Annotated in this window: 18 protein-coding genes and 1 tRNA gene; 8 read left to right on the top strand and 11 right to left on the bottom strand. The window is 69.6% G+C overall.

Translation table 11 applies throughout. The features are described from left to right. Positions 1–67 precede the first annotated feature (67 nt). From tig to QTI33_RS02670, 5 genes are all read right to left on the bottom strand, one after another. On the bottom strand, positions 68–1381 hold the full coding sequence (tig, locus tag QTI33_RS02690; protein WP_286504209.1) for a trigger factor: 1314 nt from the start codon (positions 1379–1381) through the stop codon (positions 68–70). Positions 1382–1412: 31 nt separating this feature from the next. Continuing rightward, positions 1413–1499 (bottom strand) — tRNA-Leu (locus QTI33_RS02685). 117 nt (positions 1500–1616) lie between these two features. Continuing rightward, complete coding sequence (locus tag QTI33_RS02680; RefSeq protein WP_286504208.1) at positions 1617–4784, bottom strand: efflux RND transporter permease subunit; 3168 nt, start codon at positions 4782–4784, stop codon at positions 1617–1619. A 10-nt stretch (positions 4785–4794) separates the two neighbouring features. Beyond that, on the bottom strand, positions 4795–5913 hold the full coding sequence (locus QTI33_RS02675) for an efflux RND transporter periplasmic adaptor subunit (protein ID WP_286504207.1): 1119 nt from the start codon (positions 5911–5913) through the stop codon (positions 4795–4797). A gap of 118 nt (positions 5914–6031) precedes the next feature. After that, entirely contained in the window at positions 6032–7942 is a 1911-nt protein-coding gene (locus QTI33_RS02670; RefSeq protein WP_286504206.1) for a potassium transporter Kup, read from the bottom strand. A 53-nt stretch (positions 7943–7995) separates the two neighbouring features. Here QTI33_RS02670 and hpnC point away from each other — a divergent pair, with 53 nt between their 5' ends. Genes hpnC through hpnE form a run of 3 tightly spaced genes read left to right on the top strand, consistent with a single transcriptional unit; the run spans position 7996 to position 11051 of the window. Next, positions 7996–8892 carry a squalene synthase HpnC gene (gene hpnC / locus QTI33_RS02665; protein WP_286504205.1) on the top strand — a complete coding sequence of 299 codons (897 nt, stop codon included), beginning with the start codon at positions 7996–7998 and terminating at the stop codon, positions 8890–8892. Between the two features lie 13 nt (positions 8893–8905). After that, complete coding sequence (hpnD, locus tag QTI33_RS02660) at positions 8906–9745, top strand: presqualene diphosphate synthase HpnD (protein WP_286504204.1); 840 nt, start codon at positions 8906–8908, stop codon at positions 9743–9745. Between the two features lies 1 nt (position 9746). Beyond that, positions 9747–11051 (top strand): hydroxysqualene dehydroxylase HpnE, encoded by a 1305-nt coding sequence (gene hpnE, locus QTI33_RS02655; protein ID WP_286504203.1) that lies wholly within the window; start codon positions 9747–9749, stop codon positions 11049–11051. On the opposite strand, the gene QTI33_RS02650 is transcribed toward hpnE, so the two are convergent. Continuing rightward, entirely contained in the window at positions 11048–12553 is a 1506-nt protein-coding gene (locus QTI33_RS02650; RefSeq protein WP_286504202.1) for a sigma-54 interaction domain-containing protein, read from the bottom strand. The two genes, hpnE and QTI33_RS02650, sit on opposite strands and share 4 nt — an antisense overlap. 17 nt (positions 12554–12570) lie before the next feature. Beyond that, on the bottom strand, positions 12571–13890 hold the full coding sequence (locus QTI33_RS02645; protein ID WP_286504201.1) for an acetate kinase: 1320 nt from the start codon (positions 13888–13890) through the stop codon (positions 12571–12573). 569 nt (positions 13891–14459) lie between these two features. Between QTI33_RS02645 and QTI33_RS02640 the strand changes: the two genes are divergently transcribed. The 4 genes from QTI33_RS02640 (at position 14460) to QTI33_RS02625 (ending at position 17529) form a co-directional block, all read left to right on the top strand. Further along, the gene (locus QTI33_RS02640) at positions 14460–15839 is read left to right on the top strand and encodes a hypothetical protein (protein WP_286504200.1); all 1380 of its coding nucleotides are present in this window, start codon (positions 14460–14462) and stop codon (positions 15837–15839) included. Between the two features lie 94 nt (positions 15840–15933). Next, a complete protein-coding gene (locus QTI33_RS02635) occupies positions 15934–16305 on the top strand; it encodes a hypothetical protein (protein WP_286504199.1) in 372 nt (123 codons plus the stop codon). 13 nt (positions 16306–16318) lie between these two features. Further along, on the top strand, positions 16319–16999 hold the full coding sequence (locus QTI33_RS02630; RefSeq protein WP_444814795.1) for a C39 family peptidase: 681 nt from the start codon (positions 16319–16321) through the stop codon (positions 16997–16999). Next, positions 16999–17529: a hypothetical protein gene (locus QTI33_RS02625; RefSeq protein WP_286504198.1), complete on the top strand. Its 531-nt coding sequence runs from the start codon at positions 16999–17001 to the stop codon at positions 17527–17529. Before QTI33_RS02630 ends, QTI33_RS02625 begins: the two co-directional genes overlap by 1 nt. 15 nt (positions 17530–17544) lie before the next feature. Here QTI33_RS02625 and QTI33_RS02620 read toward each other — a convergent pair whose 3' ends face one another. Then, positions 17545–18276, bottom strand: a complete 732-nt coding sequence (locus QTI33_RS02620) for an HAD family hydrolase (protein ID WP_286504197.1) — start codon at positions 18274–18276, stop codon at positions 17545–17547. A gap of 15 nt (positions 18277–18291) precedes the next feature. On the opposite strand from QTI33_RS02620, the gene hemH reads away from it, so the two are divergent. Further along, positions 18292–19341, top strand: a complete 1050-nt coding sequence (gene hemH, locus QTI33_RS02615; RefSeq protein ID WP_286504196.1) for a ferrochelatase — start codon at positions 18292–18294, stop codon at positions 19339–19341. Here the strand turns inward: hemH and QTI33_RS02610 are convergent. The 3 genes from QTI33_RS02610 to QTI33_RS02600 are packed head-to-tail and all read right to left on the bottom strand — an operon-like array spanning position 19323 to position 21817. Next, entirely contained in the window at positions 19323–19829 is a 507-nt protein-coding gene (locus tag QTI33_RS02610; RefSeq protein ID WP_286504195.1) for a DUF1993 domain-containing protein, read from the bottom strand. The genes hemH and QTI33_RS02610 overlap by 19 nt on opposite strands. A gap of 51 nt (positions 19830–19880) precedes the next feature. Next, positions 19881–20756, bottom strand: a complete 876-nt coding sequence (locus QTI33_RS02605) for an alpha/beta fold hydrolase (protein WP_286504194.1) — start codon at positions 20754–20756, stop codon at positions 19881–19883. Next, positions 20753–21817 (bottom strand): branched-chain amino acid ABC transporter permease, encoded by a 1065-nt coding sequence (locus QTI33_RS02600; protein WP_286504193.1) that lies wholly within the window; start codon positions 21815–21817, stop codon positions 20753–20755. Before QTI33_RS02600 ends, QTI33_RS02605 begins: the two co-directional genes overlap by 4 nt. Positions 21818–21821: the final 4 nt, after the last annotated feature.

The following is a 21821-nucleotide window of genomic DNA, read 5'->3' as shown; positions in this document are numbered from 1 at the left end:
ACGGTACCCAGACGACATGGGGCCCGTGCCGAAAAGCACAAGCCCCAGGGCGCGGCGGCGGGCAGGATCAACCCTGCTGGGCCATCAGTTCGTCGAAGGACACCGACTTGGCATTGACCTTGGCCTTGCCGAGCACGAAGTCCGTGACGTTGTTCTCGATGACCACCGCTTCGACTTCGGCCAGGCGGCGGTTGTCGCTGAAGTACCAGCGCACCACGTCGGCCGGCTTCTCGTAGCTGGCGGCCAACTCGTCGATGTGGGCCTTGATCTGCTCGGGCTTGGCCTGCAGGTTGTTGGCGCGAACCAGCTCGGCCACCACCAGGCCCAGGCGCACGCGGCGTTCGGCTTGGGGGCGGAACACGTCGTCGGGGATCGGCGCCTTGTCGGCGTCCGTGATGCCGCGCTGCTTGAGCTCGGCGCGGGCGCCTTCGACCATGCGGTCGACTTCGGCCTGCACGCTGGAGTTCGGCAGGTCGAGTTCGGCATTGGCGATCAGGGCGTCCATGACGGCGTTCTTGTTGCGCGCCAGCAGGCGGAACTTGACCTCGCGCACGAGGTTGCGCTTGATGTCGGCGCGCAGGCCGTCGACCGTGGCGTCGGCGATGCCGAGCGACTTGGCGAGCTGTTCGTTGACTTCGGGCAGGTGCGAGGCTTCGATCTTCTTCACGGTGACCATGAAGTCGGCCTGCTTGCCGGCCACGTCCTTGCCGTGGTAGTCGGCCGGGAACGACAGCGGGAAGGTGCGGCTGTCGCCGGACTTGAGGCCGCGCACGGCGTCTTCGAATTCCTTCAGCATCTGGCCTTCGCCGACGATGAACTGGAAGTCCTCGGCCTTGCCGCCCTGGAAGGTCTCGCCGTCGATCTTGCCTTCGAAGTCGACCGTCACGCGGTCGTTGTCGGCCACGGCGGCGTCCTGCGCGCGCTGGGCGAAGGTGCGGCGCTGCTTGCGCAGGATGTCGAGCGTCTTGTCGATCGCCTCGCCGCCCACCTCGGCGTCGATCTTCTCGACTTCGGCGCCCGACAGGTCGTTGATCTTGACGTCGGGAAAGACTTCGAACACGGCGTCGAAGGCGAGCTGGCCTTCGGGCGACTCTTCCTTCTCGGTGATGCGCGGCTGGCCGGCCACGCGCAGCTTGGCTTCATTGGCGGCCTGCGAGAAGGCCTCGCCGACCTTGTCGTTCATGACTTCGTAGTGGACCGAATAGCCGTAACGCTGGGCGACGACGTTCATCGGCACCTTGCCGGGACGGAAACCGTCCATCTTGACGGTGCGGGCCAGCTTCTTGAGGCGCGAATCGACCTCGGACTGGATGGTGCCGACCGGCAAGGTCAGCGTGATCTTGCGTTCGAGCTTCTCGAGGGTTTCAACGTTCACGGTCATTTCAGTCTTCCTTTTGAGGGGTCTTTTTTGCTGGTGCGCGGGGCCGGACTCGAACCGGCACGTTCTTGCGAACGTCAGGACCTAAACCTGGTGCGTCTACCAATTTCGCCACCCGCGCAGTTCCAGTTTTTCAGGTGAATACCGAGAAAGGCCCGCCTCGGACAGGCCGCGCCTTCGGTAAATAGCGGCGGATGGGCTCTCGCGCCACCCGCCTGAAATCGGTCAACCGCGTATTTTAAACGCTAACCGGAGCGATTCCTGACGCCGACGGCGTCTCGCGCTTGACGCGGAAGCAGGCCGCGTACATGGCCGGCAGCGCCAGCAGGGTCAGCACGGTGGCGACGATCAGCCCGCCCATGATGGCCACCGCCATCGGGCCCCAGAACACGCTGCGCGACAGCGGGATCATCGCCAGCACTGCCGCCGCCGCGGTCAGCACGATCGGCCGCAGCCGCCGCACCGCCGATTCGACGATCGCGTCCCAGGCCGGCACGCCGGCGGCGCGGTCGCTCTCGATCTGGTCGATCAGGATCACGGCATTGCGCTGGATCATGCCCATCAGCGCGATCACGCCCAGCAGGGCCACGAAGCCGAAGGGCCGGTTCAGGGCCAGCAGCGCGCCGGCCACGCCGACGATGCCGAGCGGCCCGGTGATGAAGACCAGCAGCGAGCGGCTGAAGCTGTGCAGCTGCAGCATCAGCAGGGTGAACACCAGGAACAGCATGATCGGCACGCCGGCGACGATCGAGGCCGAGCCCTTGCTGCTCTCCTCGACCGCGCCGGCGACGTCGATGCGGTAGGCGCCCTGGCCGTCGGCGGCCCATTTAGCCTCCAGCGCGCGCAGCCGGGGCAGCAGTTCGTTGGTGACGGTCGCGCCCTGCATGCCTTCGACGATGTCGCCCTGCACGGTGATCGCGTAGTCGCGGTTCCAGCGCCACATCACGCCCGGCTCCCAGCTGAACACCGGCTTGGCGATCTGGGTCAGCGGGATCGAGCGGCCCGAGCTGGTCGGCAGGTAGGCATTGCCGATGTCCGAGATCGCCTCGCGCTCGTCCGGCGACTGGCGCAGCACGATGTCGATCAGCAGGTCGTTCTCGCGGAACTGGCCGACCGTGGTGCCGCTGAACATGGTGCGCGAGGCCTGCGCGATCGCCTGGCTGGTGACGCCGAGCGCGCGCGCCTTGTCCTGGTCGACCTCCAGGCGGATCACCTTGACCGATTCGTTCCAGTTGTCGTTGACGCCGCGCATGTGGGCGTTCTCGCGCATCACGGCCTTGACTTCGTCGGCCCGCGTGCGCAGCTGCGCCGGGTCGGCGCCGACCACGCGGAACTGCACCGGGTACGGCACCGGCGGGCCGTTGGGCAGCAGCTTGACGCGGCCGCGGGCCTCGGAGAATTCCTGCGCCAGCACCGCCGGCAGCTTGAGGCGCAGCTTCTCGCGCCAATGCAGGTCCTTGGACAACAGCAGCAGCTGCGACACGTTGGTCTGCTGGAACACCTGGTCAAGCGGGAGATAGAAGCGCGGCACGCCCGAGCCGATCCAGCTGGTGACGGTGGCGACGCCCTCCTCCTGCTTCATCCGCTGCTCGACCCGCTTGACCACTTCCTCGTTGGCGGCGAACGACGTGCCCTCGGGGAACCAGAGCTCGACCAGGATCTCGGGCCGGCTGGAATCGGGGAAGAACTGCTGCTGAACCTTGCCCATGCCGACGATGCCGAGCGCGAACACGAGCACCGTGGCGCCGATGGTCAGCCAGCGGTGCTCGACGCACCAGTTCACCGCGCGGCGGAAGGCGTTGTAGAACGGCGTGTCGAACAGCTCGTGCGGCGGCGCGTCGGGGTCGTGCGGCTTGACCTTGAGCAGCAGCGTGCCCAGGTAGGGCACGAAATAGACCGAGACGAACCAGCTCAGTACCAGCGCGATCACGGTGACCGCGAAGATCGCGAAGGTGTATTCGCCGGTGACCGACTTCGCCAGCCCGATCGGCAGGAAGCCGGCCGCGGTGATCAGCGTGCCGGTCAGCATCGGCTTGGCCGTGACGTCGTAGGCGAAGGTGGCGGCGCGGACCTTGTCGTAGCCCTCCTCCATCTTGCGCACCATCATCTCGACCGCGATGATCGCGTCGTCGACCAGCAGGCCGAGCGCGATGATCAGCGACCCCAGCGATATCTTGTGCAGCCCGATGCCGAAGTAGTTCATCGCCAGGAAGGTGACGGCCAGCACCAGCGGGATCGTGATCGCCACCACCAGCCCGGGCCGGATGTCGACGTACCAGCCGAAGCGCCCGCCCTTGTGCAGGCCGAGGGCGACGAAGCTCACCGCCAGCACGATCGCCACCGCCTCGATCAGGACGCTGACGAATTCGTTGACCGAGCGCGACACCGACACCGGCTGGTCCTGCACCTGCACCAGCTTGACGCCCAGCGGCAGCCGCTTGTCGATTTCCGTGGTGGCGCCGCGCAGCGCCTTGCCGAGCGCGATGATGTCGCCGCCCTTGGCCATCGAGACGCCGAGCGCGATCACCTCGCGGCCCTCGTGCCGCACCTTGATCGCCGGCGGGTCGATGTAGGCGCGGCGGATCTCGGCGATGTCGCCCAGCCGCAGGTGGTTGCCGGAGCTGCCGCGGATCGGCATCCCACGCAACTGGTCGACGCTGGTGAACTGGCCCGCCACCCGGACCTGCACCACGTCCTGCGGCGACTGGATCGTGCCGGCGCTCTCGACCGCGTTCTGCGACCCGATCTGGGCCAGCACCGCATTGAAGTCCAGGCCCAGCTGGGCGATGCGCTTCTGCGAGACCTCGATGAAGATCTTCTCGTCCTGGACCCCGAACTGCTCGACCTTGGCGACGTCCTTGACCCGCAGCAGCCGCTGGCGCACGTCGTCGGCGAAGGTCTTGAGCTCGGCGTAGCTGAAGCCGTCGCTTTCGAGCGCGTAGATCACGCCGTAGACATCGCCGAAGTCGTCGTTGAAGAACGGACCCTGGACGCCCGCGGGCAGCGTCTGGCGCATGTCGGAGATCTTCTTGCGCACCGTGTACCAGACGTTGGCGACATCGCCGGCCTTCGACGAATCCTTGATTTCGAAGATGATCTGCGACTCGCCGGGCTTGGAATAGCTGCGGATCTTGTCGGCGTACGGCGCCTCCTGCAGCGTGCGCTCGAGCTTGTCGGTGACCTGCTCGGCGACCTGCTGCGCGGTGGCGCCGGGCCAGTAGGTGCGCACCACCATCGCCCGGAACGTGAACGGCGGGTCTTCGTCCTGGCCGAGCTGGAAATAGGACGCGAAGCCCAGCAGCATCAGCACCAGCATCAGGTAGCGGGTGAGGGCCGCGTGCTCGAGGGCCCATTTCGAAAGGTTGAATCCGGCCTTGCCGGCATCGGCGTTCTGCTGCGCGCTCATCGCCGGGTCCTCAGCGCGCCGCCACCGGCGCCGCCGCGGACTTGTCGCGGTAGATCGACACCTTCTGCCCCGGCGACAGCACGTGCACGCCGGCGGCCACCACCAGCATGCCGGGGGTGAGGCCGGCGGCGATGACCGCCTCGTTGCCGTCGGCGGTCGCCACCTGCACCGGCTGCGAGCGCACCGTCAGGCTGACCGGATCGAGCACCCAGACGGCGCTGCCGCTGCCCTCCTGGCGCAGGGCGCTGGTCGGCAGCTTGAGCACCGGCGTGCCGCTGTGCGACAGGGCCTTGGGCCGGGCGTAGACCGTGGCGCCGAGCGCCGGCGCGGTGGCGGCATCGATCGCCACCTTGACCGAATAGGTGCGGGTGACGGCGTCGGCGCTGGCCGCGACCTCGCGCACCTTGCCCTCGAGTTCGCCGCCGCCCGACCAGCCGCGCACCGCCACCGGCGAGCCCGGCTTGATCAGCGCCGCGCGGTCCTCGGGCACCGCGAAGACCACATCGCGGGCGCCGTCCTGGGCGATCCGCACCACCGGCGCGCCGGCCGCGACCACCTGGCCGGGCTCGGCCTCGATCGCCGTCACGATGCCGGGCACGTCGGCCACCAGCGAGGTGTAGCTGGTCTGGTTGCCCTGCGCCGACAGCTGCGCCTGGGCCTGCTCGAGCTGCGCCTGGGCGGCCTTGTAGGTGCTTTCGCGGCGCTCGAGGTCGGCACCGCTGATGAAGTTCTGCGCCCGCAGTTCACGATAGCGCTTCAGGTCGGCCAGCGAGAGGTCGCGGTTGGTCAAGGCCGCGGCATGGGCGGCGCGGGCGCCTTCGGCGGCCAGCCGGAAGTCCTGCGGGTCGAGCTGGGCCAGCACCTGGCCGGCCTGGACATGCTGGCCCAGTTCCGCCTGGCGCCGCGCGATCTTGCCGGCGACCCGGAAGCCGAGGCGCGACTCGACCCGGGCCTTCACCTCGGCAGAAAACTCCGGCTCGGTGTCGTAGGCGCTGGTCCCGACCTGGACCACCTTGACCGCACGCAGGGGTTCTTCGGCCGCCGGCGGGCGCGAGCAGCCGGCCAGCACGAGCGCGGCCAGCAAGAGCCAGGCACGGCCGGGAATTCGATGGGAGGACGACGCGGTCATGAAGCACCCTTGAGATTGGACTGGGGGTCATTAATGACCAGCCGGTTAGTAATCTAGGGTAAACGCGAATCGATGTCAAACGGAATCGGGGGGCGCGGGCCGTCCGCGCAGCGCCCGCCTACGCCCGCTGCCCCATCTCCACCAGCCGGTTGCCCGGCAGCTCGAAATAGTCCGACGCCCGGCCCGCGTTGCGCTGCAGCCAGCGGAACAGGGCCCGGCGCACGGGGTTCATGCCCGGCAGGTGGGCGTCGACGACCGAGGCCCGCGAGACGAAGTACGAGGTCGTCATCGAGTCGCAGGCCAGGCCCTTCTGGTAGGCCAGGATGCGGATGAACTCGGGCACGTCGGGGCGTTCCACGTACCCGTGGCGGGCGGTGACGACCCAGACGCCGCTGCCCAGCGACGCGGCCTCGATCCGCTCGCCGGCGTCGACCCGCGGCGTGTTGCAGGGCAGCACCCGCAGCACGATCGCCTGTTCGTGCAGCACCTGGTTGTGCTTGAGGTTGTGCAGCAAGGCGTGCGGGACCGAGTCGGCATCGGGATTGAGAAACACCGCCGTGCCGCGGACCCGGTGCGGCATGTGGGCCTCCAGCGAGCGCACGAAGGGCTCCAGCGGCAGCCGCTCGGCCTCCGCGGCGGCCAGCCCGAGCCGGCGGCCCTTGCCCCAGGTCGTGAACAAGAGCATCACCCCCACCGCCACGGCCAGCGTGAGCCAGCCGCCCTGCAGGATCTTCAGGCTGTTGGCCGTGACGAAGGTGAGGTCGACCAGCGCGAACAGCAGCACCCCGGCCAGCACCGCCACCCGGTTCCAGCGCCAGAGGCGCCAAGCCACCACGCCGGTCAGCAGCGTGGTGGTCACCATCGTGATCGACACCGCGATCCCGTAGGCAGCCGACAGCGCGCTCGAACTGCGAAAGCCGATCACCAGCAGCAGCACGCCGGCCATCAGCAGCCAGTTGATGGTCGGCACGTAGATCTGCCCGATGGCCAGGCCGGAGGTCTGGACCACCTGCATGCGCGGCAGGTAGCCCATGCGCATGGCCTGCGCCGTGATCGAGAAGGCGCCGGAAATCACCGCCTGCGAAGCGATCACGGTGGCCATCGCGGCCAGCACCACCATCGGCAGCACGCCCCAGGACGGGAAAAGGCGGAAGAACGGGTTGTCGATGGCGCCCGGATTGCCCAGCACCAGCGCGCCCTGGCCGAAATAGTTCAGGGCCAGCGCGGGCAAGGCGATGAAAAGCCACGCCAGCCGGATCGGCCGGGCGCCGAAATGCCCCATGTCGGCATAGAGCGCCTCGCCGCCGGTGAAGGCCAGGAACACCGCGCCCAGCACCGCCAGCGACTGGGCCCGGTGGTGCAGCAGGAAGCCCATCGCATGCCGCGGGTCGAGCGCCGCCAGCACCTGCGGCTGCTGCAGCACCTGCCACAGGCCCGCCAGCGCGATCAGGACGAACCACAGCAGCATCACGGGCCCGAAGATGTTGCCGACCACGCCGGTGCCCTTGCGCTGGACCGCGAAGAAGGCGATCAGGATCGAGACCGTGATCGGGATCACGAAAGGCTGCAGCCCCGGCGCCTCGACTTCCAGGCCCTCGACCGCCGACAGGACCGAGATGGCGGGCGTGATCAGGCTGTCGCCATAGAAGGTGGCGGCCCCCACCAGGCCCAGCCCGCCGATGGCCTGCACCAGCCAGCGCCGGGCCGGCGGCGGCCTGGACACCGCGCCGGCCGCCAGCGCCTGCAGCGCCAGGATGCCGCCTTCGCCGTCGTGGTCGGCGCGCAGCACGAACACCACGTACTTCAGCGTGACGACGAACATCAGGCCCCAGAAGATCAGCGACAGCAGCCCGAGCACCGAGCCGGGCGTGAACGGCACGCCATGCGCCGGGTTCATCGTCTCCTTGAAGGCATAGAGCGGCGAGGTGCCGATGTCGCCGAAGACCACCCCGAGGGCGGCGACCATGACCAGCGGCAGCCGCGGCGGCGCAGGGTGGGCGAGATTCGTCTGCGGCGTCGATGTGGGCATGGGCGGGGGGATTCGTGGGCGCTCCGATCGTAGCCTGCGGGACAATCCGCTGCGTGTCATCCCTCTCCCCTCCCCCGCTCGCAGCCGCGCCCACGCACTACGAGAACTTCCCCGTCGCCTCCTGGCTCTGCCCGCCGCGGCTGCGCCCGCCGATCGCGGCCATCTACGCCTTCGCCCGCACCGCGGACGACATCGCCGACGAAGGCGATGCCGCCCCGGCCGAACGGCTGGAGGCCCTGCGCCATTTCCGCGCCGACCTGGCGGCCGCCGCGCAGGGTGCAGCGCCCGCCGGCCGCTGGCCCGAGGTGTTCGGCCCCCTGGCCTTCGCCATGCGCGCGTTCGCGCTGCCGGAGAAGCTGTTGGCGGACCTGCTGTCGGCCTTCGTGCAGGACATCGAGAAGACCCGCGATCGCGCCGGCTATGCCGACCGCGCGGAGCTGCTGGACTACTGCCGCCGCTCGGCCAACCCGATCGGGCGCCTGCTGCTGCATCTGTACGGCGTCACCGACGGGCGCTCGCTGGCGCAGAGCGACGCCATCTGCAGCGCGCTGCAGCTGATCAACTTCTGGCAGGACCTGAGCGTCGACCTGCCGCGCGGGCGCCGCTACCTGCCGCGCGAGGACTGTCGCGTCCACGGGCTCGCGGACGGCGATTTCGACCGTTTCGCGCCGCTGGCGACGACCGCGCCGCCGTCCGCCGCCATCGCGCTGGTGGCGAGCGAGGTGGCCTGGGCCCGCGGGCTGATGCAGGAAGGCGCGCCGCTGGTGCACCGGCTGCCCGGGCGCGCCGGCTGGGAGCTGCGCTTCGTGGTCCAGGGCGGCAGCCGCATCCTCGACAAGATCGAGGCCCTGGGCTGCGACAGCTTCTCGGCCCGACCGACCCTCGGCCGCGGCGACGCGGCGCTGCTGGCCTGGCGGGCCTTGCGGATGCGGAGACAATCGGCCGCATGAAGAGTCCCGCACGATGACCCCCGAGCAGTACGTCCAGGACAAGGCCGCTGCGTCGGGCAGCAGCTTTTACTACGCTTTCCTGTTTCTCCCGAAACCGCGCCGCGCGGCGATCACGGCTTTCTATGCCTTCTGCCGCGAGGTCGACGACGTGGTCGACGAGGTCAGCGACCCCGGCGTCGCGGCGACCAAGCTGGCCTGGTGGCGCAGCGAGGTCGCCCAGTCCTTCGCCGGCCAGCCGCACCATCCGGTGATGCAGGCCCTGATGCCGCACGCCGCCGCCTACGGCATCGAGGAGCGCCAGCTGCAGCAGGTGATCGAGGGCTGCCAGATGGACCTCGACCAGACCCGCTATCTCGACTTCCCGGCGCTGCGCCGCTACTGCCACCTGGTGGCGGGCGTGGTCGGCGAAGGCGCGGCCCGCATCTTCGGCCAGACCGATGCGCAGACCACCGAGTACGCCCACAAGCTGGGCCTGGCGCTGCAGCTGACCAACATCATCCGCGACGTCGGCGAAGACGCGCTGCGCGGGCGCATCTACCTGCCGGTCAACGAGCTGCAGCAGTTCGACGTCAAGGCCCACGAGATCCTGAACCGGGTCCACTCCGAGCGCTTCGTGGCGCTCATGAAGTTCCAGGCCGGCCGGGCGCTGGAAGCGTACGACGAGGCCCTGGCGCTGCTGCCCGCGACCGACCGGCGAACCCAGAAGCCCGGGCTGATGATGGCCAGCATCTATCGCACCCTGCTCGAGGAGATCGCGCGCGACGGCTTCAAGGTGCTCGACCAGCGCGTGAGCCTGACGCCGGTGCGCAAGCTGTGGCTGGCGTGGCGGGTCCAGGCACTCGGGAAGCTGTGACTTGAGCACTGTGGCGGTCGTCGGTGGCGGCTGGGCCGGCATGGCCTGCGCGGTCGAGGCGGTGCGGGCCGGCCATGCGGTCACGGTCTTCGAGGCCGCGCGCCAATGGGGCGGGCGGGCGCGGGCGCTGCCGGCGACGCTGCCCGACGGCACCCCGCTCCTGCTCGACAACGGCCAGCACATCCTGATCGGCGCCTACACCGAGACCCTGGCGCTGATGGCGCGGGTCGGCGTCGATGCCGGCGCGGCCCTGCAGCGGATCCCGCTGGTGCTGCGCTTTCCGGATGGCGGAGGCCTTTCGCTGCCGCGGCTGCCGCACTGGCTCGACCGGGCGACACGCCGCCTGGCACCGCTCGACGTGCTGGCCGGGGTGCTGGCGGCGCGCGGCTGGTCGTGGCGCGACAAGCTGTCGCTGCTGCAGACTTCGACCCGCTGGCAGCGGCAAGGCTTCGCCTGCGCCGACACGGCCACGGTGGCCGACCTGTGCGCCACCCTGACGCCGCGCGTGCAGGCCGAGCTCACCGAGCCGCTGTGCCTGTCGGCCCTGAACACGCCGCCGGCCGAGGCCAGCGGCCGGGTGTTCCTGCGGGTGCTGGCCGACGCCCTGTTCGACACGCCCGGCGGCTCGCAGCTGCTGCTGCCGCGGGTCGACCTCGGCGCGCTGTTCCCCGACGCCGCCGATCGCTGGCTGCGGCAGCACGGCGCCCGCACCGAGACCGGCCGCCGGGTGCGCTCGCTGGCGCGCCACGGCGCCGGCTGGCAGCTCGACGGCGAGCCCTTCGATCGCGTGGTGCTGGCCTGCCCGCCCTGGGAAGCGGCACGGCTGGCGGCCGGCGCGGCGCCCGATTGGGCGGCCGCGGCCGAGGCGCTGTCGCACGAAGCCATCGCCACCGTCTACCTGCACGGCGACGCCGCGCTGCCGGCGCCGATGCTCGCCCTGCGCAGCCGCGAGGACGCGCCGGCGCAGTTCGTCTTCGATCGCGGCCAGCTCGGCGGTCCGCGCGGCCTGCTCGCCTGCGTGATCAGTGCCAGCCGTGCAGACCGCGAACAGCTGCAGCGGCAGGTGCTGGCGCAGGCCCGCGAGCAGCTCGGCCTGGTCGACCTGGAGCCGGTGCTGACGGTGGTCGAGCGGCGCGCCACCTTCGCCTGCGTGCCGGGGCTGGTCCGTCCGCGGCAGGCGCTGGCGCCGGGCCTGCTGGCCTGCGGCGACTATGTGGATGGCGCCTATCCGGCCACGCTCGAAGGCGCGGTGCGCAGCGCCATCGACGCCGTGCGCATGCTCGACCAGGGCGTGTTCACGCCCTAAGCCCGCCCCGCCGGCTTGCCGGCACCCGCCCAATCGGCGCGGAAGCCGGCGGCCGGCGCCTTCATCATGGCCTCGAGCGGATCGCCGACCCGCGGCGAGGGCGTCGATCGAATCACCGGCGCCGGCTCCGGCCAGGCCGGGGCCACGTGGAGCCGCGACTCCGATTCGAGCGCGATGCCGTGCTTTTCCATCAGCCGGTACAAGGTCATGCGCGAGACCCCCAGTTCGCGCGCGGCATGCGTGATGTTGCGTCCGACGCGCGTCAGGGTCAGGCAGATCACGTCGCGCTCGGCCGCCGTTCGCGCCAGGTCGAGCCCCATGCCGGCCACGTTCTCTACCGCCTGCAGGCCCAGGTCGGTGGGCCCGATCAGGCGCCGGTCGGTCATGACGACCGCGCGCTGCACCCGGTTGAACAGCTCCCGGACGTTGCCGGGCCAGCCGTGGGCGAGCATCGCGGCCAGCGCCTGGCGGCTGAATCCGCGCACCCGCGTGCGGCTCTTGGCGACGCAGCGCTGGAAGAAATACTCGGCCAGGATCGGCACGTCCTCCATCCGCCGGCGCAGCGGCGCGACGTCGATCGACAGCACGTTCAGCCGATAGAACAGATCCTCCCGGAACTGCCCGACGGCGACCGCTTCGGCCAGGTCCACGTGCGACGCGGCCACCACCCGCACGTCGACATGGATGTTGCGCACGCCGCCCACGCGGCTGATCGTCTTCTCCTGCAGGAAGCGCAGCAGGTTGGTCTGCAGTTCGATCGGCAGGTCGCCGATCTCGTCGAGGAAGATGGTGCCGCCACTGGCCGCTTCGATCAGCCCGCGGCGCTCCGACGATGCGCCGGTGAAGGCGCCGCGCTCGTGGCCGAACAGTTCGGACTGGATCAGCGACGGCGATATCGCGCCGCAGTTCACGGCCACGAAGGACCCGGCCGAGCGGTGCGAGCACTGATGGATCGCGCGCGCCGCCAGCTCCTTGCCGCTGCCGCTTTCGCCGCCGATCAGCACCGGCGCCTCGGTGGCGGCGACCTTGCGGATCTGGTCGCGCAAGCGGGTGATGGCGGGCCCCTGCCCGACCATGCCGAGCGCATCCACCGCATGCCGGCGGGCGGCGTCGTGGCGCTGCCGCAGGATGGCGCGCTGGGTCGCGTGGCCGAGCACCAGCTCCAGTTCGTTCAGGTCGAAGGGCATCAGCTGGTGATCGAAAAAGCTCCCGAGGACCAGGTCACGGAAGGCCGGCGACTCCAGCGCCTGGGGCTCGCACACCACCACCCACTCGCTGCCGCCCGAGGCGCCGATGCAGGCCTCCACCGCCGTCTCGGGCACGCTCGATTCGGCCCCCACCACCAGCAGGCCGAGCATGAAGCTGCGATGCGCCTGCAGACGGCCGGCACCGGCCAGGTCGCTCGCCTGGGCCAGGTCCCAGCCACGCGCGAGCAGTTGCTCCGCCACCCGGACCGAATGGCCGCCGAGCGTCACGCAAAGAATGCTGCCTGGTTGCTGCATGTGACCACCCAGCCGCGCTAGAACGACATCGGCACGCGGACAGTCAGCTGGAGGTCGGGCGTGTCGCGCGTCAGCCCTGCGCCCACGGTCACGTTCAAGGTGGTCTTGGGGCTGTAGCGGTACGAGTAGCCCAGCAGCAGCGAAGCCAGTTGCGTGCGCACCGAGCCGATCACGCGCTGGCCGTTCTGCTCGGTGGGACCGATCGAATACAGCTCCATGCCGAGGCTGAAGGACGAACGGTCGTTGATGGACAGGCCCATGCCGAAGTTCAAGCCCCACACGTTGCCGGGCTTGACGTCGCCGATGAATTCGGTCTCTCCGTTGAGCACCAGCCGGCTGATGCCGCTGCGGGAGAAGTTGTAGGTGAAGTTGAGGCCGCCGAAGAACACCGCGGGATCCGAGGGCAGCAGCCAGGTGATGCCCGGCTGCAGCGAATAGAAGCCCGAGCCGGTCGCCAGGTCGAGCGGCAGGCCGGTGCCGCTGGTGTTGCCGATGCAGCGCGTCACGCAGTCGGTGACCACCTCGAAGGGGTCCTTGCCGGTGCGGGACTTGAAGCGCAAGCCGCCGATCACGTAGGGCTTGCCGTCCTTGCCGTCGGTGATCTGGTAGCGGGCCGCGAATTCGGCATCGCCGATGCCCTTGCCCTTGGTGTTGAAGACGTTGTCGAACGCCGAGCCGGTGAAGATTTCGCGGCTGATCGTGTCGTCCGAACGCGAGACGTAGGGCAGCTTGGCTTCGAACTCGAGCCGATTGGTCGCGCCCCAGCGGCCGGTCAAGGTGCCGATGAAGGTGTTGCGCTTGAATTCGCGCACGTCGATCAGCCCGATCAGCAGGGCCGGGATCACGGTGTAGCCCACCAGCGAAGCGCGGTTGCTGGACGAATAGCCGTAATAGAGCGAAGGCTCGAAGACGAACTTGCCCTTGGGCGTGAGCACGCCGGGTTCGTCGAACAGCTGTGCATATTGCGGCGGCTGGGGCGTGTCGTCGCTGGGGGCGACGCCGACCTGCACCGGCCTCGCGCCGGCGTCGGCCACCTCGCCCTCCGCGGCCGGCTTGCGGGTTGCGGTCCGGGTGGCGTCGGGGGCCGGCGCGCCGCGCGCCTCCTGGGTCTCGAGCCGCTGCTGCAGTTCACGGTAGCGGGCCTCCTGCTGGTCGGCCTGCTCCTTCAGTGCATCGATCTGTCGGCCCTGGTCCTTGACCTGCTGCTGCAGCGCCTCCAGGCGCTTGGCCGCATTGCGGGTCGAGGAGCCACTCTGGCTCTGAGCGAGAGCACCTGACCATGCCAGTGACGAACAGGCCAGCAATGCCAGCGCCCTGTGCGGACCGAAGGTCTCCATGGTGTCCCCTCTCTTGGCTTCTTGTTGCGAGCGATTCGCGTGCCAGCCTAATCGTAAAGAACAAGTACACCAAGCTACAAGTTGAAAACAAAGGTAAGCAATTTGTAGCGGATTTGGGCGCTGTCTCAGATTTGTGGCACTTCGATCCGGACCGTCGTCGGCGCCTGCGCGGCGCGCGGCGCCAAGCCTGGCCTCACCGCCACAGGAGCGCCCTTCGAGCAAGGCCTTGCTTCGACGCCATCGACTGTCACACACGCGTGACGAAATGCACGGCGAGCCCACGCCGGAGCCGGTCCGGGGGTTGTCGGACCGCTCGGCGCACGCCCCCGCCGCTAGACCGAACGGCCGTCAAGGGAGTGTGACAAGTCGAGTGCTCATTCGCTGAGCGCGCAGCCCTGGCGACCCGGGTCGCGGGCCCTGCGAAATGCGTTCGAAGCGGGCCCTCGCCTCTGGCAGAGAGCCCGCGCGAAACAAGCCGTAAATTGCTGGCACCGAAGTTGCACATGGCCCCTCCGATTTGCGGCCGCATATCAAGTCAAGCCTTGTCCGTTCAACTTACTGGAGGGTTCATGAAAAAGTCACTTCTGGCTTCAGCCATTGCTGTAGCGTTTGGATTTGGTGGCGCCGCGTTCGCGCAGCAGACGGCCGGCCCATCGGGTGCCGGCGCCGATACCAACGTCAACGTCAACTACAGCGACAGCAGTACCTATTCGCGTACCGACAGCAGCCAGCGCACCCGCACTGACAGCAGCACGCACACGCGCACCGACAGCAGTACCAACGGCGACGCCGTGAGCAGCGCGGCGCGATCCGCGGCGCTGAACAACGGTTCCACCGGCACCTTCGACAACGCCTTCAACTTCAACAAGACGACGGCCACGGCAAGCAGCGAGCTGAATGGCACGGTGTCGAACAACGGCATCTGGGGCATCGGCAATCAGGCCACCAACAACGGCTCTGCTGCGGGCGGCAAGGGCTATGGCGGCACCGGTGGTCGTGGTGCTGGCGGCACCGCCTCCGGAAGCGGCGCGAGCGGCAACGGTGGCGTCGGCAACGGCGCCGTCGGCGCAGTGGGCGGCACTGCCTCCAACGGCTCGATCACCCATGGCAGCGCCACCAACGGCGGTGCTGGTGACGCCGGCAACGGCGGTCGCGGCTCCGGTGGCAGCGCCAGCGGTTCCAGCGAAAGCGGCAGGGCCGTCTCCAGCGGCGGCGATGGCGGACGCGGTGGCGCCAGCGGCGACAGCGGTCGCGGCGGCAGCAGCGGCAGCCTGGCCGCAGGTCTGGGCGGCCGCAGCGGCGGCGGCGGCGGCGGTGGCAGCACCGGCAACACCTCCGGCGGCTCGGGCGGTTCCGGTGGTGATGGCACCCTGGGCGCCGGCGGCGCAGGCGGTTCGGGCGGCGCAGGCGGTACCAGTGGCACGGCCGGTGCGGGCGGCGCGAGCGGCGCAGGCGGTGCGGGCTCCGGGACCAGCACGGCCGGCGCAGGCGGCGGTAGCGGTGCCACGGGCGCAGGCGGCGCAGGCGGCGCAGGCGGCGCAGGCGGCACGGCCACCAGCACCTCCGGCGGCACCCGCACGGCCGGCAACGGCACCGGCGGCAACGGCGGCTCGAGCACCAACGGCAGCGCCACCAATGGCAGCGCCAGCAACGGCAACAACACGGCCGGAAATGGTGGCAACGGCGGCAGCGGCACCGGCGGCAGTGGCACCGGCGGCAATGGTGGAACCAACACCGCCGCAGGCGGTACCGGTGGCGTGGGCCAAGGTGGCTCCGGTGGTGGCGGCGGGACGATCACCGTCGATGCAGGCACGTTCAACATGTCGAACACGATGACCAGCGTCGGGCAGAGCGCCGCCGGTGTCATGCTCGCGAACCAGAACAGTGGCTTGTCCTCGCTGGTGCAACAAAGCGTGAACGTGCAGGCCAACCTGTCCGTGGGTCGCTGATCGAAGCGCGGGACCGATCACCGCCGCGCGTCCCGGGTCACCGGGCGCGCGGCGCGGAGCGGCCCGCCCTCACCACAGGCCGAAGGGAGACACGATGACATCCATCACCCGCCTCGGGCCCATTTGCCTGGCGCTCGGGATCATGCTGCCGGCGACAGCGGCGGCGCAGCGCACGCAGCCGGAACCCGACGCCACCGGCGCCGGGACCCACAGCGTGGCCTTCGTCGCCCAACCGGTCGACGCCGACACGCTGGCACGCACCCGCGGTGGCGCCGAGGTCGTGAACAACGACATGACCCTGCGCGGCGTCACGGCCAACAACTCGGCACGCAACGTCACGACAGGCGACAACAACATCAGCGCCGGCTCGTTCGCCAACATGAGCGGGCTGCCGACGGTGATCCAGAACAGCGGCGCCAACGTGCTGATCCAGAACGCCACGATCCTCAATCTGCAGATGAACTGAAGGGCGTTCCATCATGCGTCGGCTGTTGCTCTGCATCGCGTTGTTGGCGACGGCCGATCTGGCCGTCGCCGACGGCGCCTACATGCCCTCGATCGCCATGGGCGACGTGGTGCTGCCGCTGACTTCCCTGAAGGCGTCCCGCACGGGACGCACGCTGATCCAGAAATACGACTTCAGCTGCGGCTCGGCCGCAGTCGCCACGCTGCTCACCCACCACTACGGCTTTCCGGTCACCGAGCAGACCGTGTTCCAGCAGATGTACGAGCATGGCGACCAGGCCAAGATCCGCACCGAAGGCTTCTCGCTGCTCGACATGAAACGCTTTCTCGAGGCCCAGGGCTTCCAGGCCGACGGCTTCAAGCAGCCGCTGGACAAGCTCAACGAGGCCCGCGTCCCGGCCATCGTGCTGATCAATTCCGACGGCTACCACCACTTCGTGGTCGTCAAGGGCGTGCAGGACGACCGGGTGCTGCTGGGCGACCCCGCCCTGGGGACGCGCGCCATGCCGCGCAAGGTGTTCGAGAGCAAGTGGCAGAACGGCCTGCTGTTCGTCATCCACAACCGCATGGAATCGGCACGTTTCAACGTTGCCGCCGACTGGCGCGCCGCGCCGCGGCCACCGATGGACACGGGCATGGCCCGCAACGGCATCACAGACCTCTCGCTGCCGAAGCTCGGCCCCGGAGACTTCTGATGCGCCGCGCACGTGCCCTGTCGGTGATGCGAACGATGCTCGCCGTGTCGGTGCTCGTGGGCGCCTGCGCCGCCTGGGCCGACGGCGTGGCCGACCCGGCGCAGCGGCACAACGAGACATGGATGGCGGTGGGCGACAGCACCCTCGACAGTCTGCGTGGCGGCTTCGACACCGGCAACGGCCTGATGGTGACCTTCGGCATCTCACGCGCCACCTACGTCAACGGCGACCTGGTGACGCAGACCACCCTCAACTTCGGGCAGCTGAACAACCTGAGCGCGGCCCAGGCGGCGCAGCTCAGCAAGCAGATGGCGGCCATCAACCTGATCCAGATCGGCCCCGGGAACAGCTTCCTGCCGCAGCAGGCCGGAAGCTCGGGCACCGTGATCCAGAACACGCTGGACAACCAGCACATCGTGAACCGGACCGTGATCGATGCCAGCAGCAACGCGCTGGGCATGATCAAGAACCTCAACACCCAGGCGCCCGTGAGCGACGGCCTGGTGCGCGCGATCACCGGGCCACGCTGACCGCAGCGGATCGGCTCAATCGCGGGCCGTGTCGAGCGCCATGCACAGCGCGTGCAGGTTCGGCACGATCAGCTGGGGCCGCGCGCCGTGCTCCCAGGGCCGCTCCTCGCGCACCAGCCAGGCGGCCTGCATGCCCGCGTCCAGCGCGCCCACCACGTCGAGCGCGGGATCGTCGCCGACATGGAGCATGTCCTTGGGCAGCAAGCCGACCGACGCCGCGGCGGCGCGGAAGATCGGCGCATGCGGCTTGCCGCTGCCGAACTCGCGCGCATTGAAGGCGGTGCGGAACCAGCGTCCGACACCGGTGCGATGGACGTCGGCATTGCCGTTGGAGACCGCCACCAGCGGATAGCGTTCGCTGAGCCACTTGAGCGCCGGCAGCGCATCGTCGTAGAGCGTGACGCGCTGGCGCTCTTCGAAGAAGGCCTCGAAGGCCGGCTCGGCCAGCGCCGGGTCTTCGCCGGCGCGCCGCAGCGCGCCGCGAATCGACTCGCGGCGCAGCGCGCTCAGGTCGTGCGCGAGGTCGGAGCGCTCCCGGCCGGTGGCTTCGCGCAACTCGCGCAGCACGCCCGGCGTCAGCAGCAGTTCGGCGGTCTTCGGCGCCTCGCGCAGCAGCCACTCGTGCAGCACGCGCTCGGCGCGTTCGATGGTCGGCCAGATCGGCCACAAGGTATCGTCCAGGTCGAGCGAGATGGCGCCGATGCGCCGGACGTCGAGGGCAAGGGGGTCGGGGGTCGCGATGGCCATGACCGAGAATATCGCATGCCCTTTCGAGACGAACCGCCCGCCGCCCCCATGACCCCGGAGCGCACCGCGGTGCTCTGGTGCAACCTCGGCTCCCCCGACGCGCCGACCGCCAAGGCGCTGCGCCCGTACCTGGCGGACTTCCTCGGCGATCCGCGCGTGGTCGAGATCCCGCGCCTGCTCTGGGCGCTGATCCTGCACGGCATCATCCTGCGGACCCGGCCGGCCAGGTCGGCCGCCAAGTACGCCAGCATCTGGACGCCCGAGGGGTCGCCGCTCAAGGTCTGGACCCGCAAGCAGGCGGTGCTGCTGGCCGGCTGGCTCGGGGAGCGCGGCCATCGCCTGACGGTGCGCGATGCCATGCGCTACGGCCAGCCCTCGGTCGCGGCCCGGCTGGACGAACTCCAGGCCGAAGGCGCGGCCCGGGTGCTGGTGCTGCAGGCCTACCCCCAATACTCGGCCACCACCACCGCCAGCGTGATCGACGCGGTCAACGCGTGGAGCGCGCGGGTGCGGCGGCTGCCCGAGATCCGCTTCGTCAACGACTACCACGACGACCCGCTCTACATCGACGCCCTGGCGCAGAGCGTGCAACAGCACTGGCAGCGCAACGGCCGCGGCGACCAGCTCGTGATGAGCTTCCACGGCATCCCCGAGCGCAACATCCGGCTCGGCGATCCGTACCAGCAGCAGTGCCTGGCCACCGCACGGCTGCTGGCCGAGCGGCTCGCGCTCACGGCGGCGCAATACCGCGTGACCTTCCAGTCGCGCTTCGGCCGCGCGAAGTGGCTCGAGCCCTACACCGAGCCGACACTGCGCGAACTCGGCGCAGCGGGCGTTTCAAGGGTCGACGTGATGTGCCCCGGCTTTCCGGCGGATTGCCTGGAGACGCTGGAAGAGATCGCGATGGAAGGCCGCGAGGCCTTCCTGCAAGCGGGCGGCAAGGCGTTCCACTACATCCCCTGCCTGAACGACAGTCCGGCCTGGATCACGGCGCTCAGTGGCATCGCCGAGCGCCACCTGCAAGGCTGGCCGACCCGCGCCGGGGCTCAGAACCTGCCGAGGTAGTCGAGCTTGCCGACCGGCACGCCGCTGTGGCGCAAGACGCCATACGCGGTCGTGATGTGGAAGAAGAAGTTCGGCAGCGCGAACTGCAGCAGATAGCGCTCGGCCGTGAACTTGAGCTCGTTGCCGCGCACCTTCATCACGATCTCGCGCGCCTCGGCGCCATCGACCTGCGCCCGGTCCACGCCGTTCAGGAATTCGATCGTCCTGGCCACCCGCGCCTGCAGCTCCGGGTAGCTGGCTTCGGTGTCGGGGAAGCTCGGCGCCGTGATGCCGGCGATGCGGGCCGTGCCGAGCTTGGCGGCGTCGCTGGCGCTCTGCACCTGCCCGGCCAAGGTGAACATGTCGGGCGCGAGCCGCGCATCGAACAGGGCCGCCGGCTCGGTGCCGCCGGCCTGCGCATGGGCCAGCCCCTTGTCGAGCACATGCGAGAGCTGACCGAGTCCGCGCACGAAAACCGGGACCGAGATGTCGTAGAACGAGAGCGCCATGGATGAAGTCTCCGAATTGATTGAGCGGGCCGATTGTCGGCCCGCCGCGCTTCACGTGCCGGCGGCGCGCACGAAGGCCTCGATCGGCAGCAGATGCTCGGGGACGTTGAGCGCCGGCGCGTGGCCGCAGCCCGGCACCTCAATGACCTGCAGGCGGCCGGCGGCGCCCGGGCCGCGGGTGCGCATCTGCGCCAGCGTCTCGGGCAGCACCAGGTCGGAGTCGACGCCGCGCAGGCACAGCACCGGCGCCTCGATCGCGTCGTAGTGCGGCCACATCAGATAGTCGTCCGGGTGGGCCTCGAACTGCCGCACCATCGCCGGGTCGTAGTGCGGCGTGACGCGGCCATCGGCCAGGCGGCGGGTCGAACTCTCGGTCAGCCGGCGCCATTGGGCGTCGCTCAGCCAGCCATAGGGCTTGTAGACGGTGCGGAAGAACTGCTCGAGCTCGACCACCGTGTCGAACGCCGGCGGCTGGCCCGCATACGAGCGGATGCGCTCGACCGCAGCGGCGGCGATCTGCGGCGCGTTGTCGTTGAGCACCAGGCTCGCGATGCGCGGCTTCATCGTCGGCTCGAGCAGGCCCGAGGCGCAGACCATGCCGATGGCGCCGCCCATCGAGGTGCCGATCCAGTGGACACGGGTGAGCTTCAACGCGTCGAACAATTCGAGCGCGAGCCGGCCGTAGAAGGACAACTGGTATTCCTGGTCCGGCGCCGGGCTCCACTGGCTCAGTCCGCGACCGATGGTGTCGGGGCAGATCACGCGGAAGCCGCGCCCGGCGAAATGCACGGCCAGCTCGTCCATGTCGCGGCAGGTGCGCGCCAGGCCATGCCAGGCCACCACCACCGGGCCGTCGCGCGGGCCCCAGTCGAGCCAATGGACTTCGCGGCCGGCGAGTTGGAGGTAGTTCGAGCTCGGAGCGTTCATTTCATGGCCCTCGCGCGCAGGCGGCCGACGATGCCGGTCGGGAAGTAATAGACGGACAGAACGAACAGCACGCCGAGCCACAAGAGCCAGCGGTCCGGCGACAGCAGCGCGGCGAGCCAGCCGATGCCGCTCGCGGCCTCGCTGGCGATGCGCAGCAGGTCCTGCAGGTAGCTCTGGGCGATCACGAACAGCACCGCGCCCACCACCGCCCCGTAGACCGTGCCCATGCCGCCGATCACCACGATCAGCAGCACGTCGACCATGATCTCGAAGCTGAGCGAGGTGTCGGGCCCGTTGTAGCGCAGCCAGATCGCCAGCATCGCGCCGGCCAGGGTCGCGAAAAGCGCCGACAGCACCGAGGCCGTGGTGCGGTAGACCACCACGCGGTAGCCGATCGCCTCGGCGCGGAACTCGTTCTCGCGGATGGCCTGCAGCACCCGGCCGAAGGGCGAATTCACGATCCGCAGCAGCGCCAGCACCAGCACCACCGTGGCCACGAAGAGCAGGTAGTAGCACAGCAGCCGGCCGTCCAGCGAGACGCCGAGGAAGGGCTCCTCGGCGAACTCGAAGCTCGGCGAGATCAGCTCCGGCAGCTTGAAGGTCAGGCCGTCCTCGCCGCCCGTGAAGTCCGACATCTGCGAGGCCAGGGTCTGGAAGGCCGAGGCCACGGCCAGCGTGATCATGGCGAAGAAGATCGCCCGCACCCGCAGCGAGAACAGCCCGATCGCGAGCGACAGCACCAGCGAGATCGCCAGCGCGGCCCCGAGGCCGACCGCCACCGCGCCCCAGTTGGCGCCCAGGCGGCTGGCCGAGATCGCGATGCCGTAGGCGCCGATGCCGAAGAACATGGTGTGCGCGAAGCTGACGATCCCGGTGTAGCCCAGCAGCAGGTCGAAGCTCGCGACCAGCACGATGAAGACCAGGATCTTGGCCGCCACGCTGAGCGCCTTGACACCCGGGAACAGGAAGGGTGCGAAGGCCAGGGCCAGCACCAGGGCCGCGAGCAGCAGCGCCAGCAGGCGGCTGCGCGGCAGGTCGTTGGAAAGAAGTCGGGAGAGCATCGGT

The sequence above is a fragment of the Variovorax davisae genome, from assembly GCF_030316845.1.
In the GTDB taxonomy this organism is placed as follows: Bacteria; Pseudomonadota; Gammaproteobacteria; order Burkholderiales; family Burkholderiaceae_C; genus Variovorax; species Variovorax davisae.
This window is presented reverse-complemented; position numbering and strand designations above follow the sequence as displayed.